Source organism: Rasiella sp. SM2506 (assembly GCF_050859505.1).
GTDB lineage: Bacteria > Bacteroidota > Bacteroidia > Flavobacteriales > Flavobacteriaceae > Marinirhabdus.
The window spans coordinates 903,067-920,079 of sequence record NZ_CP193934.1; the positions used below are offsets into that span (position 1 = coordinate 903,067).

At 35.5% G+C, this 17,013-nt stretch carries 14 protein-coding genes and 1 pseudogene; all 15 read right to left on the reverse strand.

Annotated features, from left to right (window positions below; all coding sequences use genetic code 11):
• Positions 1-13: 13 nt before the first annotated feature.
• Positions 14-163: pseudogene (locus ACQ2HF_RS04145) on the reverse strand (DapH/DapD/GlmU-related protein); the annotation flags it as partial.
• Positions 164-515: 352 nt separating this feature from the next.
• Entirely contained in the window at positions 516-1,733 is a 1,218-nt protein-coding gene (locus ACQ2HF_RS04150) for a hypothetical protein (protein WP_432412261.1), read from the reverse strand.
• A 14-nt stretch (positions 1,734-1,747) separates the two neighbouring features.
• Positions 1,748-3,085 (reverse strand): hypothetical protein, encoded by a 1,338-nt coding sequence (locus ACQ2HF_RS04155; RefSeq protein ID WP_432412262.1) that lies wholly within the window; start codon positions 3,083-3,085, stop codon positions 1,748-1,750.
• Positions 3,075-4,529, reverse strand: coding sequence for an oligosaccharide flippase family protein (locus tag ACQ2HF_RS04160; protein ID WP_432412263.1), 1,455 nt, complete (start codon positions 4,527-4,529; stop codon positions 3,075-3,077). Before ACQ2HF_RS04160 ends, ACQ2HF_RS04155 begins: the two co-directional genes overlap by 11 nt.
• Positions 4,530-4,758: 229 nt before the next feature.
• Complete coding sequence (locus ACQ2HF_RS04165; protein WP_432412264.1) at positions 4,759-5,541, reverse strand: hypothetical protein; 783 nt, start codon at positions 5,539-5,541, stop codon at positions 4,759-4,761.
• A gap of 23 nt (positions 5,542-5,564) precedes the next feature.
• Positions 5,565-6,086 carry a KdsC family phosphatase gene (locus tag ACQ2HF_RS04170; protein ID WP_432412265.1) on the reverse strand — a complete coding sequence of 174 codons (522 nt, stop codon included), beginning with the start codon at positions 6,084-6,086 and terminating at the stop codon, positions 5,565-5,567.
• Positions 6,086-7,120, reverse strand: a complete 1,035-nt coding sequence (locus ACQ2HF_RS04175) for an N-acetylneuraminate synthase family protein (protein ID WP_432412266.1) — start codon at positions 7,118-7,120, stop codon at positions 6,086-6,088. Before ACQ2HF_RS04175 ends, ACQ2HF_RS04170 begins: the two co-directional genes overlap by 1 nt.
• 3 nt (positions 7,121-7,123) lie before the next feature.
• Positions 7,124-8,950: a hypothetical protein gene (locus tag ACQ2HF_RS04180; protein ID WP_432412267.1), complete on the reverse strand. Its 1,827-nt coding sequence runs from the start codon at positions 8,948-8,950 to the stop codon at positions 7,124-7,126.
• Positions 8,951-8,961: 11 nt separating this feature from the next.
• A complete protein-coding gene (locus tag ACQ2HF_RS04185; protein WP_432412268.1) occupies positions 8,962-10,626 on the reverse strand; it encodes an N-acetylneuraminate synthase family protein in 1,665 nt (554 codons plus the stop codon).
• Between the two features lie 38 nt (positions 10,627-10,664).
• Complete coding sequence (locus ACQ2HF_RS04190) at positions 10,665-12,068, reverse strand: hypothetical protein (RefSeq protein WP_432412269.1); 1,404 nt, start codon at positions 12,066-12,068, stop codon at positions 10,665-10,667.
• Complete coding sequence (locus ACQ2HF_RS04195) at positions 12,068-12,655, reverse strand: HAD family hydrolase (RefSeq protein ID WP_432412270.1); 588 nt, start codon at positions 12,653-12,655, stop codon at positions 12,068-12,070. The genes ACQ2HF_RS04190 and ACQ2HF_RS04195 overlap by 1 nt, the downstream gene beginning before the upstream one ends.
• A complete protein-coding gene (locus ACQ2HF_RS04200; protein WP_432412271.1) occupies positions 12,652-13,371 on the reverse strand; it encodes an SDR family NAD(P)-dependent oxidoreductase in 720 nt (239 codons plus the stop codon). The genes ACQ2HF_RS04195 and ACQ2HF_RS04200 overlap by 4 nt, the downstream gene beginning before the upstream one ends.
• Positions 13,368-14,678 (reverse strand): FAD-binding oxidoreductase, encoded by a 1,311-nt coding sequence (locus ACQ2HF_RS04205; protein WP_432412272.1) that lies wholly within the window; start codon positions 14,676-14,678, stop codon positions 13,368-13,370. The genes ACQ2HF_RS04200 and ACQ2HF_RS04205 overlap by 4 nt, the downstream gene beginning before the upstream one ends.
• Before the next feature lies 1 nt (position 14,679).
• Positions 14,680-15,546 (reverse strand): UbiA prenyltransferase family protein, encoded by an 867-nt coding sequence (locus tag ACQ2HF_RS04210; protein ID WP_432412273.1) that lies wholly within the window; start codon positions 15,544-15,546, stop codon positions 14,680-14,682.
• The gene (locus tag ACQ2HF_RS04215) at positions 15,543-17,012 is read right to left on the reverse strand and encodes a glycosyltransferase family 39 protein (RefSeq protein WP_432412274.1); all 1,470 of its coding nucleotides are present in this window, start codon (positions 17,010-17,012) and stop codon (positions 15,543-15,545) included. Before ACQ2HF_RS04215 ends, ACQ2HF_RS04210 begins: the two co-directional genes overlap by 4 nt.
• Position 17,013 lies beyond the last annotated feature (1 nt).

The following is a 17,013-nucleotide window of genomic DNA, read 5'->3' on the forward strand; positions in this document are numbered from 1 at the left end:
TTTTGGGTTAAATCCTTGATTTAATAAGTTTTGCAGGCACGCCACCCACAATCGTAAAAGGAGCAACATCTTTCGTCACTACTGAATTTGCTCCAACAATAGCTCCCTCTCCAACAGTTATCCCTGGTAATATAACTACATTTCTACCTAACCAAGCGTTATTACAAATGGATACTTTTTTTATAGCAGTGTTTCCTTGTTGTACCATAGGCATCTCTATGTCGTTATGCTCATGGGCATTCGTGTAAATTGCCGTATAGGGCGCAATCATTACATAATCCCCAATGCTTATCTCGCCTTGCAGAAAGACGTGTTCGTTAATGCGTACATAGTTTCCAATTTTCAATTTTTTAGCGTCCGAAATGTAAATGCCGTTCTCAAACTTAGAGTTAGTGTCGTTAGGCATTACTTTCAGCACTTTTGCCAGATAGCTTCTGCGCATACTGTTAAAACCACCCCACAATCTAGAATGTGGGAGCTTTTGAATAAACAGATAATAGAAGATTAGTTTCAGTTTATGCATACCATTTTCTATATTTAAAAAGCGAGACATTAGCAATCATCATTGCAGTAAAGGCCATAATTACAAAACCAAAATTATTGGTAAACATAGGTGCAAAAAGTCCTAACGCCAATAAAAATATAATTAAAAAGTTTTTCACAAACCTTCCATACACATCACGATTAATAGTGCGGGCTTCTATAATTTTATATATGAAGAGCAAAAGGAAGATTATTCCAACTCCTATTTCAGTGAATAAACTGAACAAAAAAGCATCATAAATGGGGCCGTGAGGGTTCACTTCTTGCCAGCCTAATAGATCTCTCCCAATATCATACCGTTCGTAAATATCTCTAGTCCATAAGGAAACCCGAGACCCCCACGTTCCAGGGCCAGAACCCCAGGGGAAATGATCTGCGTAAATTTCGGCAGATTTCGAAATAATTTTGTACCGTACATAGTCCTTATCAAAAGCCACCGTGTTGGCAGAGGCAAAAAATGCTAGATAATATACTAGTAATCCTGTAAACATGGTGGTGAAAAAAATGAGCCTCTTTAACCATTTGTTGATCAAATTTCTTGATGGATATGGAAAAAACACCAAAAAAATAAAAATAAAGAGCACTTCTTTTCTTGAAAAACTGAATATGCCTAACAAAATAGCCAGCACCAAAGTAACTATGTGCTTTTTCTGTATGGTTTGCTGCAACGCATAGTGACAATAATGCCAAATGGCCACAAAAATGGTGATGAAAATAGCCAAACTTGGACCCGACCCAAAAAATGAAATCAAATAAAAATAATTAATCCCTCTTTTTACACTATGTACTCCCATATAGTTTCGAAATGTAGTATGGTCTAGTGCCTCAAAAATTCCTAAAATGGCAATAACGTAGACAAATACCGTCATTATCTTTTTAAAAGAAAGTATCGTCTGGTTCTTTGCTTCGTTGGAAAGCGTCAAAAAGTAAAAGAAATAAAAGAAAAACTGACTGTAAATTACTACTTGAAAAAAGCCTAGGGGATACACCCCTCGATAGACAACCAGTAAGCAACAATAGCCAATAAAAGCGAACATAAGCAGCGCCAAGCTATTGAGTCGTTTTCTATGTACTAAAACCAATATAAACGCCACAAAAACTGCTATACTTAAAAGTTCATTAAATATATTTATGCTCCAACCTATTTTTCTGGCCAGTTTGTCTATAAATGGTTGCAGGATGAGCAACATAAATAATAAATTCCTTAGAAGCATAAATTTGTTTTAGCTACATTCTCCAAATAGTTCGCTACAAAAAACGATTGTTCTTTATTTGCTTGTTTTCTCAAGCTCTCTTCGTTTAATAATTCGCCTTCTTCCACTACAATAGCATTCATTTTTACAACATCAAAATGATTTTTGGAAAGGTTATTCACATTAAAAAATATGGGTGCCGCTCCTAAAAATGACCCTTCAATAGCGGTTGTTGAATAAATGGTAATGTTATAGTTTGAAATTTTAAGTACTTCGTAAATATTGAAATCGTTGCGCTCAATAATATTAGGTTGCTTGGTAAATTTTGAATACTCCAAATCTGCATTTTTGGCCCTAATTATAAACAACCAATCCTTATGAAGTTGCGCTTCTTTTAGCAACCACCCTAACATTTCTTCTTCTTTAATTGCTTGTAATGTGATACAAAAGACGAAACGATAACTTTTCTTTAGATTCAGAAGTTCCTCCGGGGTTGTGTGCGCTTTTATTAATTCTAACTGAAAGCTTCCTACTGGTATAATTTGTTCGGGGTTAAAAATCAACTTAGCACTTGCCTTTTGTTTTTCATACGTTCCAAACGATAGTAAATAATCTGGATATGCCTCTTTAAATTGTGTTTCGGCATTATAAAACGTATGTGCGTCTCCTATATACCCGTGTTGTGCTTCATAAACCTTTATTCCTAGTTCTTTAGCGGCAACTACTATCCCAACTTTGGTAAAACTACTCAAAACAAAAATAGCTTTGGGTTTTACGATTTTGAAAAAAAGTTTAAAGACATAAATTTCTGCTAGTTTGCTTTTAAGTTCTCTTTTAATAGCGCTGGAAATATTATTTTCATTAATAATAGTGTCCAAGAGCAATTCGCTCTTAAGCTTCGTATTCACAAACTTTGAAACAATGGCAATCACGAACTTGAAAGGTAAATCTGAAATTATATTTGAAGAATATGTTTCCGTTTGTTTTAGATGTTTATCCTTTGCCCATTCAATAAAAAGACTTTTTTCTTGAAAAACTTTATCGGCCCAGGCATCAAAAAAGATATCAAAATAAGTACCGTCGAGAAGAACCCTTTTATCGGTATTATTAAAAAAAATAAAATCGAACTTCTTTAATCGAAATAGCTGTTTTATACCTGAAAAAAAATTTATCCCTAATTGTTTCTTATTCCTTGTTCGTAGCTTATTATCATATCCAAGAGATTCTCTAATAGTTTCAAAAATAATTTTTTGTCTTAGTAGTGGCCATACTCTTCTTCCATTGAGCAATGTAATATCCTCAACCTCATAGGTATTTTCAATTGTATCCAAGATATCACTAGCGGCCATTCTTTCTCTGCAGTATTTTTTTGAATTCGGACATATTCTTATAAACAAATCCCGCGCTAAAAGTACCTAGAATTAACAACTTAACACAAACCACCAGCCATAGATTATAGGTTTCCAAAAAAGGTTGAAAAAAATATGGTGCCGAAGAAAGTACAGCCCCCACAAAAATAATAAAGAGAATCGCCTTTAAATTATATGGAATATGATAAATACGCTGACTAAAATAATAGGTGAGCGCCGTAAAAAAGATCTTGGTAAGCAGGCTCGCAATGGCCGCTCCCAGAAAGCCATAGGCGTGTATTAAAAAATAATTGAGCACTATGTTTACAACCGCTCCGCTAATGGTTAGAAAGGAAAGGTATTTGGTCTTTTCCAAAAAGAAAACGCTGCTAAACGTAAAATAAAAGCCATTAATTACAAAAGCAGTTGCAATAAGTGGCGTGACTGTCCACGATGCGTGGTATGCCGGTTTGCTTATTACTTTGAGGAGCTCTGGTGCTAACCAGCTTACACAAACTGCAACCACGGCATACAAAATGACAATTTTTTGGGTTACGGCAACTATGTTTTTTTTGCTGTTGGTGTCATTTTTAACCTGGTCGAAAAACCACGGGGCATACGCCGAGTTTACTCCCAGCGAAATCATATTCACCACTTTTCCTATTTGTGAACCTACATCAAAGAGTGCCACTACGCTCAATGAATTAATAGCATTCAGCATAACCCTATCTACCATGTTCATCGCCCAACCAGAGATATTATGCGGCAATAATGGCAATGAGTACTTTAAGACTTTCTTTAAAATTTTGGGGACAAAACACAGTGTAATTTCTTTCCGCAGCCCTATCAAGCTCATAATAAATACCAAAAAGCTAGCAATAGCATTGGCCAAAAGAGCTCCTTCAGCTTTAAAATTAAACCCTAGGATAAATATCAGGGTGAGCCCAATCATCACCCCGAAATAGACAAAGTCCAAAACAGATGCTTTTTTAGCTTGCTGCTTTGCTCTTAATACAGATTGGTAGAAAAAATAAAGCGGTTGTAAAAAAATACTGGCAAGTGACAGCACCACATAAGGATCAAAGGCAATGTTTTCAAAAAGGGTATCTAAAATCCACTCTTTGGTGACCAGCAGAAATAGAATGCTGAATACCGAGAACAAGAGTATAAAAATAACACTTGTCCCGTATATTTTTTTGAGGTAGGATACATTTTCATCTTTATATTCGTAGTAATAAAATGCTACAGAGCCCCGAAATGAGAGCCCAAAGAATAAAACTAAAAAGGAAATAACCGCTGTTGCGGTGCTGATGATTCCCAGCTGTTCGGTTGCTAGAACCGTGGTGTACACAGGAAGCAAAAAGAAACCCAAACCACGTTGCAATAGACTGAAAAAGCTATAAATAGCAGCGTTTCTAGCTAGTTTGCTTTGTTTTTGTTTCATTATAGGAGTATTATTTTCAAGAAAATTAAAATGCTTTCACTACAGATTTTCTGGACTCCGCTTCTCCATTAATTTTTCTAAGCTATTAGCTATGTTACTTTATATTTTACTGCCGACTATTCGAACTTATCCTCACGCTTACAGTAAACTTACGTATCTAGCAAATGGATACTGATCTTCTGGATAGGGATTAGTCAATTTTACATTTATTAAGCGATTAAAACCATATTTATAGTTTGATATATTCAAACTCATATCTTGAGCCTGCTCCGCTATCATATTTTAAAATATTATTATGAGCATCGTAAAACAAATGTGCAGAATTGATATTATACTGTTCTGTTACAATATTCCCAGCTTGGTCTTCAAAAGTAACTTTTGTATTTAAAGGAAATTTATTGCTCGTTTTCAAATTAAATGCTATAAAAAAATCATTTGAAAAATCCCTGAGACCAGGAGAAGGCATGTTATTTCCTTTGTCATGGTTGGAATATTCGAAAAACAACGGGCCTCCATCAAAACTAATAATATTGTTTTCTGAATCTCGAACAAAACGGTCATCTTCAAAAATTCTAAATACCGAAACCCTAGAAACCTTGAATGAATCTACATAACCATTAGTTGATCTTATTTCGGTGATAGTGTCAGTCCTGTCAGAGTTTATTAATGTAATCAAGTTGTTTTCAAGAATTACTTCATAATTTTCAACCTTGTCATATATATCATCTTCAACATCTATGAATTTTGTTATTTTAGATACTTGGCCTTCACTATATGAGATATCTAACGTTACAATTTCATAGCCTCTATTAGTAACTACTTTTGTTGGTTTTTTGTTTGAATTATACAAAACCTCTTGAGATGAAACTACTCCTAAAAAATCTGAGGTTTTGGTTGATTTACTGTAGAAGAATGTTTCTAGATTTTCCTTTTCTGATTCATCATCTTGCTCTGAACAGCTAAAGTTCAAAAAGCTATTTAAAATTACTAGTAATATAAAAGTTCGTTTCACGATTTTTCTTTAAAATTAAATAACTACTGCCTTAAATTTTTCTCTTCTGTGTAGCGTTGCAACATAAGGTCTATACTGCTATATTTTTGAACAAAATATTCTACAAACTCACGAAAAGCACCATCACCTCCCTTAGTTTCTAACAACAAATCTACTTTATCTTTTACATACGAAGGCGCATTGCTGGGTACAGCGCTAAACCCAACGTGTTGCAGGAGTTCCAAATCGTTTATATCGTCTCCTATAAAAGCTACCTCGGCAAGTGTAATGTTATGTGCTGCACAGACTTCTTTTGCCAGCTTCAATTTATTTTTAACTCCCAGATGCACGTGTTCAACTTTCAATTTATTGGCACGGCGTTGCACAATTTGAGTATTTTCGCCTGTCATAATTACCAAAGGAATTTCCAGATATTTTAAAAATAACACACCAACGCTATCACTGGTATTAAACCGTTTAAATTCCTGATTAGTATCATCATAATACATACTACCATCGGTCCAGACACCATCAATATCGGTTATAACGAGTTTTGGTAAAGCCATTATTTGAGTTTCGATTTATAGATAATTTCGTCTTTAGGCAAAGCCGCGTTTAGTTTCTTACCTAACACCTCAGCTTTATCCATCCATTTTATGCCGTCACCTGGGCTTAATAAGTGAATGTCATTAATGGTAACAATATGACCTTCTGGCAAGGCTCTAAGGGTTGCTATAGAGCGCTCTAGTTTTTCACGCGCTACTTTTACAGACTCCTCGATCTTAATTTCTTTTGTGCCAAAAGACAACTCCAAATTTCTAATGTCACGCATCATCCTGTATATACCATCTATTTCCAGAGAACCTGCCTGGTCCGTACCTTTCATCTGGCGGTCTAAAGTAATATGTTTTTCAATAATTTGGGCACCCATTGCTACGGCAGCTATAGGTGTTGCAATACCAATGGTGTGGTCTGAATATCCAATGGTATATTGGGGATATTTTTCTTGCAGGTATTTGATAGTATTCAAATTTACATTTTCATACTCCGTAGGATACTGAGAAACACAGTGCAAGATTGAAATATCTTCATGATGTTTAGAAAGCACCTCTAGCGCTTCATTTAATTCTCGTTCGCCAGCCATTCCCGTAGAAACTATAATGGGAATCTTAGTTTGTGCTAGGGCGTCCAATAAGGGTAAATTGGTTAAATCTCTGGAAGCTACTTTTAACCTGTCTGGTGTAAAATTGTTTAAAATACTTAAACAACCAATGGCACATAGGGTTTCTACAAAATCCAATCCTTTCTCTTTGGCATACTGGTAGCAATCGTAATGCTGTGCATCATCTAACTCCAAGAAATCACGGTGCGCTCCATACGTCTTTCCAAAAGAGTTTGGCGTATCATACGGTCGTGACATTTGCGAAGCTGATAGCTCTTGACTTAAATCTCTTTTAGTGAGCTTAACAGCGTCCATTCTGGGTAGTTCTTTGCCAAACAATTTATCATGAACAGGTCTTGAGACCACATCTATAATTGTTTTTGCAATATCTACCGAGCCATTATGATTTTGGCCTATTTCTCCTATTACGTAGGTCATATGTTATTGTTCTATAAGTGTAATGTGTTTTTTTCTTCTAACATCTAATAATACAGATGCCGGTTCTTGACTTTGGTTGCTGGAATCGTGTATATTATTTTGCAATACAACAGTGGCATTCTTAGTTCTGAACTTTCTTCGGCTAGTAGTTATAATTATATCGTTCTGAGGTTGTGAACAACTGCTATCATAATCGAAAATATTATTATTTATAGTGATCGTTGCATCTCTGTTAGGCTGAATAATAAAGGGGGTGTTTTGTTCAAAACAGCCTATTACCTTATTTCCTTCTAAGGTAATATTTTCTGGTCCATGCTTCGATTTAAAAAATTCCCAGGGAGCTTTTACAATATGAATGGCTGAAGAAATGTATCCTTTTTTTCCTGAGTCTAATACGTTATCTGTAATAGGAGTTAATTGAATAACCTTAAATGTGTTATTAGTAATAACTGCATTTGTAAACGGAGAAAGAATGCCAATGTATTTAAAATCAATAAAACTATTGCTATTTAGGGTAACCTTGTGTACAAATCCTTTGTTTTCATCCTTATTACTAAAGTTTGCTAAAACCCCAAAATCCGCATTCCTTATCGTGTTGTTTTGAATTAAGATTGAACCAATCCTTCTGTAGATAGTATCGCCCATATTATCAAAAGTTGTGGTAAACTCACTACCTCCAAAGAGCACTCCAGAACCGTACCTATCCAAATAATCAACATTTAATTGTCCGTTTTTTACCTGTTCAATAGACGGCAGTCCCACCACATCAAAATCATTGTTTTTAATTATGATGCTATCCAATATTATCTTACGGCGTATGGTATCTAAACTATCAAAGCCGTGCAGGATAAGAACGCCTGTTCTACTCGCAACACATGAAGAGTTTTGAATAGTGATATTTTCAGTGATATCGCCATCAAATAAAGTTCCTATATAAAACGCTCTATTAGCGCCTTTCAAATCAACATGGACATTGTCAATAATTACATTTTGAGCATTCACGATGGTTAATCCATTCATCGCTGGATCTTCTAGCGCAGATTGCTCGTCCCATTCTATCGAAATGTTTTTTACTACTATATTCTGTATTGTTTTTTGTTGTGAGTTGAAAATAAAATTTCCTGTTTGATATGCTCCATCAGGAATTAATTTATTGTAATACTTCTCTGTTGTGGGTCCTTGAATTGTAAAGAGACCTCCACGCCTTGTTGATGTCTCAAAGTTTGATCTATCGAAACGCAATATTGTTTTTCTTCCTTCACCACTTACAGTTATATTGTCAAAATCAATTACAAAATCTCTAATGTAATATACACCTTCAGAAAAATGAAGTTCACCTCCTCCTGAGGCAGCTATATCCAGCATCATTTCTTTTGCAAGCAGATAATTTATTGAATTCTTTGAGGTCCCATCAGGTCTTGTAGGGATTTCATTTGGAATAAGCCCCCACCATTCTGGATGGTATACTTTATTCTGGAAAAAAGTAATGTTAGAAATAGAAGTCCCATCATAGGTCAAAACACCTCTATTGGTAAGATCAAAAATTTGCTGAGGCCCCACAGATACTTTTCCTCTAATATATAGAGAAGAGCTCTCATTTTCTATCTTTAACCTTCCATTGTTTTGGAATTTTAAAGTAATCCATTCTGGCACCTCAACAATTCCAGCAATCATAATCTTATCTGAAATAACGATTGTAGCTGGGGCCCTTCCTGCCTGGTTCGTTATATTTTGAGTAGTAAAAGGCATTACTTTATCCCAAACAAGATCTTGACCAAAGACCGATGCCACTGTCATGAATACAAAGAAAATTGCTACGCATCTTTTCATACTAGAGTATCTTACAAGGTTACATTCTTTCTAATTACATAGGTTTGATCTTCCAATCTACCCAAAAATTCTGAAAATGGAACATCCTCGCCCTCAGGCAGTTTTATAAGTTTCGTTTTATCTTCTCTTTTGAACTCACCAATAACCGAAACCATATCCTGTAAGGTACATTCTTTTAAGTTTTCTGAACCTATTGCTTCCTCTAGCTTTAAGGCGCGGTCATAATCTTCTTGATAGTCTACCGAAAGATTAATGTATTTAAGATCTTCTACTTCCGAAACGATATCGATACATCCTTTTTTAGCTTCTTCGTCATTCAAAATAAAAAGTGTTAGGTATTCCGAATGCATTGGGTTATCCATATGTAGATACAAATTCCAAAGATATTTTGTGCTGAACAATTCCGCAGAAACACCAAAAGGCACATTGTTGGCACGCACATAATCCAGATCGTTTTCAACCATCAACGTAATCATCTCATCCACCAATTCCGGATCTGTAAATGGATTGTCACCTGTTACTCTAAAAACAGCACCCCATTCTTCCTGTAACGAAAGTTCCAGCATTCTATCCAACACTGAAACTGCATGACCTCTGTATACTTTATGGTCGTTTTGATGACCTACCTCAGCCAACGGAGTGTCTTCTGCTAAGGTTGAGGTGGAAAGAAATACATCTTTCACCTTTTTAGCGGTTTTTAAACGCTGGTATAAAAAATCGATGATACTAGTTCCTCCAAAGGGCTTTAGCACTTTTAAAGGCAATCTTTTGGACTTTAAACGCGCAATGAGCGCAACGCCAACATCTGCTCTTTTAAAAGAATTGAATTGATGGGTAATATAATCTACGCCAGCATCTGCTCTTTTAAAGTCGCCACCGCCTAATACTTTTTTATACATCACATCGCGATAGGGCAATTCTGTTTTGGTGGGGTGTTTTTTATAATCGCCTAAAGCTTGCTGGTAATGTTTCAATTGTTGCACCATTACGGCAAATTCGTGCGGATAGAGCGATACTTGATAATCGAATTTACGGTTGTTACGCGTTAAAGTGATGTGTTTTTCAAGATATTCGCATCCTTTTGCTAATACCATTAACGGAATGTTAGCTGTATCTAGGGAATGGTCTGCTAACCCTGTGGTGTATTGAGGAAATTCATTTTTGAAATAGTCTAATGCATTCAAATTAAGATCTTCAACTTCAGTAGGATAGTTGCTAAATCCATGCATTAAACATTCTACCTGATCGCCTATAATGTCCAGTGCAAATTTTAATTCCAGGTTAGTGGCACATTGGGTTTCCAAAATGAAGGTAACATCCTTAAACGTTGCCATTTTGTCCAACATGGTTTTGTTGGTAATATCTGTAGCGTGTAGTTTTAAAAAGCGGAATCCTTCGGCATAACAAAAATCGAAAGACGGGATGTCCAACACACAAGGTATTACTGGCATTTCCAGCTCTCTACAATACGCAAACACCTTGCTCCATTCTTCAAAAGAAAGGGTGTTGTTTTCGTAAATTTCATATTTGCTGTAATCCTCTACACAAAAGGCAGCAACATCCATCACTTGAATTGTAAAATAATCTGCTCCAGCATCTTTGGCTGCTTTGGCAAGTTCTAAGGTATATGGGAGGCTTCCGTTGTGGTTAAAGGCGCTTTCGGCTATTGTTTTCAAGTATCTAAGATTTTTTTTCAAAGATACTATATATATTACTATTTAACTGAGAGTGTATCTATTGAAAATACAGTGGTTCCCCGCTTATCCCCCGCATGAAAACTTAAATTCCTAAACTGTTTCAAGGGGCTTTTAAATGAAAAAACTACAAAGCTTTTATTTTGATATGTAAGGACATCTATATTTGAAAAATCACCATAATAAACAATTTTTGTTTTGTTTCTATTCTGAAAAATCTTCTGTTCCCCATATTGGTTGAGCTCTTCTAGTGTTACCTCATGCTCTAAGCGGAAAGGCTGTGACCCAATAGTATCTGCAGAAAGTGAAAATAATACATTATACGTTTCTTCTCCCGTTTTATACAGCTTTGCGTCTGTGATTCCAAACAATTTTTTTTCAGTAACTGAGTCTAAGTCCTTATAAAACAAGCTATTGTTTTTAGGATTTGATTGATAATACGGGTTTCCACTTAAATTAATAGGTGTTTTGGTGAGTGGAATGTGTAAGCTGTCTTTTATGTATGCAGATAGATATGTTGATGCAAGTATGGCCCCTCTTGTATTTAAATGATTTGGGTTTCTATAATGCCTCCTTGTAATTCCAATCTCTTCTTTAACCTCATTAAATTCTAGAAAATTGTGTCCCTTTTCCGTTAGGTACGATTTTATAGACTTTGCATAGCTATTGTGGCTCGGACTCACATCATATACATAGGAAGGTGCATTAATAAAGAGAACAGGCACATTATTATTTTTAAATAAATCTGCAATGTCATCTATGCGTTTTTTCGCGATATCTGGTAATGTATCGAAGCGCTTGTTTTGTGCTTTATATTTCTTTTCAAATTTGAGAAAAGTGCCATCATCAAAAGTGCTGTTTGAAGTAAGAAACCCTTTATAATGGTTGTGGTCATTATTATAATTAAAAGTTTTACTAGGCTTTTTGGATTCTGGCCATTCGGTGTGATTTCTAATGGTTTCTGAAAATGCCATAGGCCATTCATTGGCAGGAAATGTGTTAAGAATAAAAGAACTTTTTGAAAAAGATTGTGGTAAAAAATCTATCGCAAGCAAGTTCGAGGATGTAAAACCTTCATTTTTCTCTTCATTAAAACTTAATGCAAACACATTGATAACGGCAAGATCTGGTCTGTTTTTTTTTAATACCATATCAGCAACAACCTGGGTTGCAATTAATTTTTGCGCAGAGGAGCCTAAATTAATTGCCGTCACGTTCAATTCATTTTCGATAACTGCGGGATTAAAAGTGCTATACGAATGTGAACTTCCAAAAAAAACAATGTCGAAATTACGGTCTGAAGATTGGAATGTGCGTATGGAATCCCTGTAAAAACTATCTTTAATAAAATAGGCGTCTACTTCCTGAAGAATAAAACCAACAAGGGTAATTAAGAAAATAGCTTTTAATAGAAAACGTATCATTAAAAATTGTTGTAGTGAAATTTTGTTGCCAGGGGTTTCATAGCCATATCACCTTTAGAGTCTCCATAGTACATAATTTCGGCGTACTTAGAAAGGTCTATTTCGGCTTTTACGCGTTTAGGTTTTTCCTCGTAGTTGCAGTTGGGGGTTTTAAAATTTCCGCTGAAGACGTCGTTTTTAAATTCACTTTGGGTACAAATAAGGCCTACGCCCAACTGTTGCGCAATGGCATCTAACCACAAATCCAACGATGCCGAAACGATATAAACATCGCCTTTTTGGTTATGCTTTTTTATAGTCGCTAATGCGTTCTGTTTAAAAAAATCACCTTGTTGAATGTGTCCCAAAAAGGCTTTCGAAATTTTAGAAATTTCTTCTCGGGTCTTCCCTTTTAAACAAGCTGAAATAAAACTTCGTTTGGTAGTTCCTTTATCCAACAACCCTAATTTAGCAACTAAAAACAAAGGTGCAAATTTCAGTAAAATGAAGTTGTAGTGTAGTGATGGTGTCGCAAATTTCAGAAACTCGAACAAAGAATCTTTGTTGGTGATGGTTCCGTCAAAATCGTACAAATACAACGTTTTCATAATGAAAGCTTCTTGAAAATAAACTCTGGTATATTTCGGATTATAAACATAACAAGGCGCCAAATTCCTGATATATAAATGGTGTTTTTCTCACCTTTGTAGCCCTTGTAAATTAAGGTTGCTGCTTTTTCTGGAGAGATGGTTAATGGACCAGGTAAATCCATTCCTTTGGTCATTTTAGTATCCATAAATCCTGGCTTTACGGTCATAACGTGAACGTTTTTCTTGGCCAACAAATTTCGCAAACCACTTAAATAAGCCGTTAATCCCGCTTTGGCACTCCCATAAATAAAATTACTTTGTCGTCCACGTTCTCCTGCAACCGAGCTTAAACAAACTAAGTTTCCTCCTCCCTTGTTTTCCAAGTCTTTTGCAATAGCATTTAGGTGCGGCACCAAACCTGCATAGTTTATTTGAAGTATCCTCGCCACGTCCTCAGGTTTTGCGATTACTCCCTCGCTAGTGTCCCCAAGGTATCCTGCTGCACAAAAAGCAACATTATACGTTAATGCCGAGAAATCGAACTTGGTTTGTTCTAAGAGGTCCAATTTAAAAACAGTGACCTCCGTAGTATATTTTACCTCTATGTGCTTTTTAAAAGATGCTAAGGCATCAATATTCGATGAAAATAAATACACATGTGGCACCGCTTCTTTTTCTAGCATTTTTTCTACAAACGCGCGTGCAATATCTGAATTGGATCCTAATACAATCATTTGGGTGTCTGGTTTATTCTTCTGTTTTGAACCGAATTGAACTTAGTGGTCTGTATGTTTACGTACTCCATAAGTGAAGCTTCGGACAAGCTATCTTTTGCTCTGTAAATTCTCCCGCCGTACTTTTTAACAATAGCGTCTAACTTAGGGACTAAGGTATATAGTTTTTTATTCACCTTAAAATCTAGTGCTAAGGTGTATCCCTCAATGGGAAACGAATTATGTGCATTTGGGTTATTGGCGCCAAATAGTTTTAACACAGCAAGAAAAGAGCCTTGTTTACTGGTTGCAATTGCTTCCAGAATCTCTTGAAGCCCAGCCATTCCTGCTCCTTTTGGTAGCACGAATTGATATTGAATAAAGCCATTTTTTCCGTAGATTTTATTCCATTCCAAGATAGCATCTAGCGGATAAAAAAAAGGCTCAAAGTGAGTAACTCCTTTTTTTATTTTAGCTGTTTGTTTGTAATAATACAACAGATTAAAAAGTTTTACGCTTAAAGTATTCAACGCAAAACCAGGAAAGTTAAAGGGTATTTTAATGCTTTTTTTGGGTGTAGTTTTTAATACCTCTTGCCGTTGTTTGGCAGAGAGTTGTTCTTGCGTAGCGTGTTCGCCCCGCATTAATATGGAGCGCCCCAAATGCTTCCCTTTTTGAAGACAGTCTATCCACGCTACGGTGTATGTCCAATCTTTAGAGGCTTCAAAAAGTTGAAATATTTCAGGTAAGTTCTTTGCTTTTATACTCTCTACATAAAAGTATGAATTTTCTATTTTTTTTAGCCGAAATGTAGCTTCAACTATAATTCCAGTGAGTCCCATCCCGCCTATGGTCTCCCAGAAGAGCGTTGTGTTTTCGGTTCTTGAACACATGATAGTTTCGCCTGTTTCAACAACTAGTTTAAATTGTGTTACAAATTCTGAAAAGCAACCATCTTTATGATGATTTTTTCCGTGCACATCGGCTGCAATTGCGCCACCTACCGTTATAAATTTTGTGCCGGGAGTTACAGGTAAGAAAAAACCTTTCGGCACCACGAAATCTAAAATATCTGAGAAAAGTACGCCTGCCTCACAGGTGAGAATGCCTTCGGTTTTATCAAATTTTAAAAAATGTTTGAGGGAAAGTGTAGAAATTACGGTGTCATTTAAGGCTGCATCTCCATAACAACGACCATTTCCTCTTGCTAAAACAGTTTTTTCTTCTTGTAAGACATCCTTTGTTTTTCTAAAATTCTCGAAAAGATATTCTGAGGCTTTTATCTTAGGAAATTTGCCCCAATTGCTAATCGTTTTTTCAATTTTCATCCTATTTATTTAAATAGATAATTACGAAAAAAGAGACAACCCAAAGAAAAACCATAAGCTGTACAAAATGGTCTTTATATAGAAATTTTGTTGGAGACTCCGTTTTATTAAAGACCACGCTTTGCTGTAAATAGCGCAACAAACCCATTAATACAAACAAGGTTGTAACATATAAATAGTCCGAGCCAAAATTTTTAATTACTTCTGGGGACACGGCATACATAATGTAAGAAACGAGCGTGATAGAAATGGCGATAGTAAGCGCAATATTTAAAAACTCTACTGTATAGCCCTGTAAAGCTTTGCGTGTGTTAGATGGCATTAAAACCAACTCTCCTCTTCGCTTTCCTAAAGCCAAAATTAAGGCTAATGAAAATGTGAGCAATAGTGCCCACTTAGATACTAATATTACAGCTACAAATCCTCCGAACAATACTCTGAACACGAAACCTAATGCTATAATAGTGACATCTACAATAGGAATATTTTTTAGATAAAAAGTATATGCAAGATTCATTAAAAAATATGCTGCCAATACTACTATGGCTTGTATATTCAAAAAAGAATAAGCGCCAATGACCACCAAAGCCACCAAAGGAATTAGTAGTAGTAGTGCCGTATGTTTTGAAATGGCGCCAGAGGCCAGAGGCCTATGTTTTTTTTCAGGGTGGAGTTTGTCTTTTTCAATGTCTTTATAGTCATTTATTATGTAAATAATACTGGCTGTAAAGGAAAAAAGAAAGAAAGCAATAACGGACTCGGTAAAAAAAGTTGTCTCAAGCAATCTGCCTGCAAAAAATGCGGGTAAGAAAACAAACAGGTTTTTTACCCATTGATGAACTCTAAATAAGTTGAAGATTTTCATCATAATGAATCCTTAGATTTCTTGTAATGCAACATACGTGCAGTTTTAATATTGTTTATGTTTTTCTTTTCTTTCATTTGGATCAACTCGTACCCACTGTATGTCAATTTATCTTCATCCAACACCTTATCTAACTGGTAGATTTTATGGTGCAAATCTATGAATACAACATATTCTTCTGGTTGATTTTCTTCTATAAATTTATCAAAATCAACGACTCTTCGTCTTAGTTGTCTAAATTTTGCTTGTTTCAGATAATAATCAAAATTCCTAGTTCTGGCTGTTAAGTATAATATTGGCGTTGTTGCTTCAATTTCGGTTGCTTCAGCTACAATATCTCTATACATTCCTTTATTGTCTTTGTAAGGCTGAGTGTTTAAGGCAATAGTAAGCAAACTATACATAAGCACTAGGAGTATGGCCGTATTTTGAATTTTCCGATGTCTAAAAAGAGATATAAAATACGCTACTACTATCAACAAAGGACAAATAATGGCAATAAAATACCTGTCGTTCATATTGCTTGTCGAAATAAAAGATCTCGCAAACGGGACACCAAAATATATTAGAATCCATAGTACCAAAATAAGAAGCGCATTATAATGCTCCTTAAAGGCATTCTCTAGAACTTTTATGGTCTTTATCCTTCTAGTAAGGAAATAAACCAACAATAGTAGGAGAAGCAAAACCACTAGTGTACCTAAAAGCAAGTCGTTAAAAAAAGCTTGTGGAAAAGAGAATATCATGGACCATTCTGCCTTCTGAATCCAAACAAATGGTTGCTGCATGTGACGAAAAAAGTAGGGCATCCAAGGAACAAACAAGACTAATGGTCCTGCAAAAAGTAAGATATAACGCCCAAAGAGTTTTTTGAGTTTTCCATAATCCATAACAAACAAAAGAGTAACTCCCTGGCTAACCATTATAAATAAGGCAAAATAATGAGTATACAATGCCGCTGCAGTTATAATGATATAATAGAGTAAGCTCTTAGAATCTTTTGGGCTTCTTATAAATTTAATAAAAAAATAGTAGGAGTAATTGGCCAGTACAAACAATAGTATGTACGCGCGTACTTCTTGACTATATTCTATTAAGAATGAATTAACAACAGCAAGCCACAGGGCAATTATAGCTACTCTCTTTGAGATTAAAAGCTTCGCTACGTGGTAAACTGACAGCACCCCTATAACGCCCAAAATAACATTTAACATTCTCAGCGAAGTATCGGTATAACCAAAATTTTCAGCCCAATATTTAGATAAAATATTATGTAGCGGTGGGTGGACATCGCCCCCTACAAAGTTAATAGTGTACCCTAACGATGTAGATGGATTAGCAGAAAATGCAGTAAACAATTCATCATTCCAAAGACCCTCATAATTTAAATTGAAAATCCTAAGCAAAAACGCTGTTATCAACCCTAAATACAACCATGTTCTATGTGTTATTTCTATTTTAGTAAACATT

Coding starts and splice junctions, on each gene's coding strand:
- ACQ2HF_RS04150 (WP_432412261.1), bottom strand. CDS start 1,733: ATGTTGCTCATCCTGCAACCATTTATAGACAAACTGGCCAGAAAAATA.
- ACQ2HF_RS04155 (WP_432412262.1), bottom strand. CDS start 3,085: ATGGCCGCTAGTGATATCTTGGATACAATTGAAAATACCTATGAGGTT.
- ACQ2HF_RS04160 (WP_432412263.1), bottom strand. CDS start 4,529: ATGAAACAAAAACAAAGCAAACTAGCTAGAAACGCTGCTATTTATAGC.
- ACQ2HF_RS04170 (WP_432412265.1), bottom strand. CDS start 6,086: ATGGCTTTACCAAAACTCGTTATAACCGATATTGATGGTGTCTGGACC.
- ACQ2HF_RS04175 (WP_432412266.1), bottom strand. CDS start 7,120: ATGACCTACGTAATAGGAGAAATAGGCCAAAATCATAATGGCTCGGTA.
- ACQ2HF_RS04180 (WP_432412267.1), bottom strand. CDS start 8,950: ATGAAAAGATGCGTAGCAATTTTCTTTGTATTCATGACAGTGGCATCG.
- ACQ2HF_RS04190 (WP_432412269.1), bottom strand. CDS start 12,068: ATGATACGTTTTCTATTAAAAGCTATTTTCTTAATTACCCTTGTTGGT.
- ACQ2HF_RS04195 (WP_432412270.1), bottom strand. CDS start 12,655: ATGAAAACGTTGTATTTGTACGATTTTGACGGAACCATCACCAACAAA.
- ACQ2HF_RS04200 (WP_432412271.1), bottom strand. CDS start 13,371: ATGATTGTATTAGGATCCAATTCAGATATTGCACGCGCGTTTGTAGAA.
- ACQ2HF_RS04205 (WP_432412272.1), bottom strand. CDS start 14,678: ATGAAAATTGAAAAAACGATTAGCAATTGGGGCAAATTTCCTAAGATA.
- ACQ2HF_RS04210 (WP_432412273.1), bottom strand. CDS start 15,546: ATGATGAAAATCTTCAACTTATTTAGAGTTCATCAATGGGTAAAAAAC.
- ACQ2HF_RS04215 (WP_432412274.1), bottom strand. CDS start 17,012: ATGTTTACTAAAATAGAAATAACACATAGAACATGGTTGTATTTAGGG.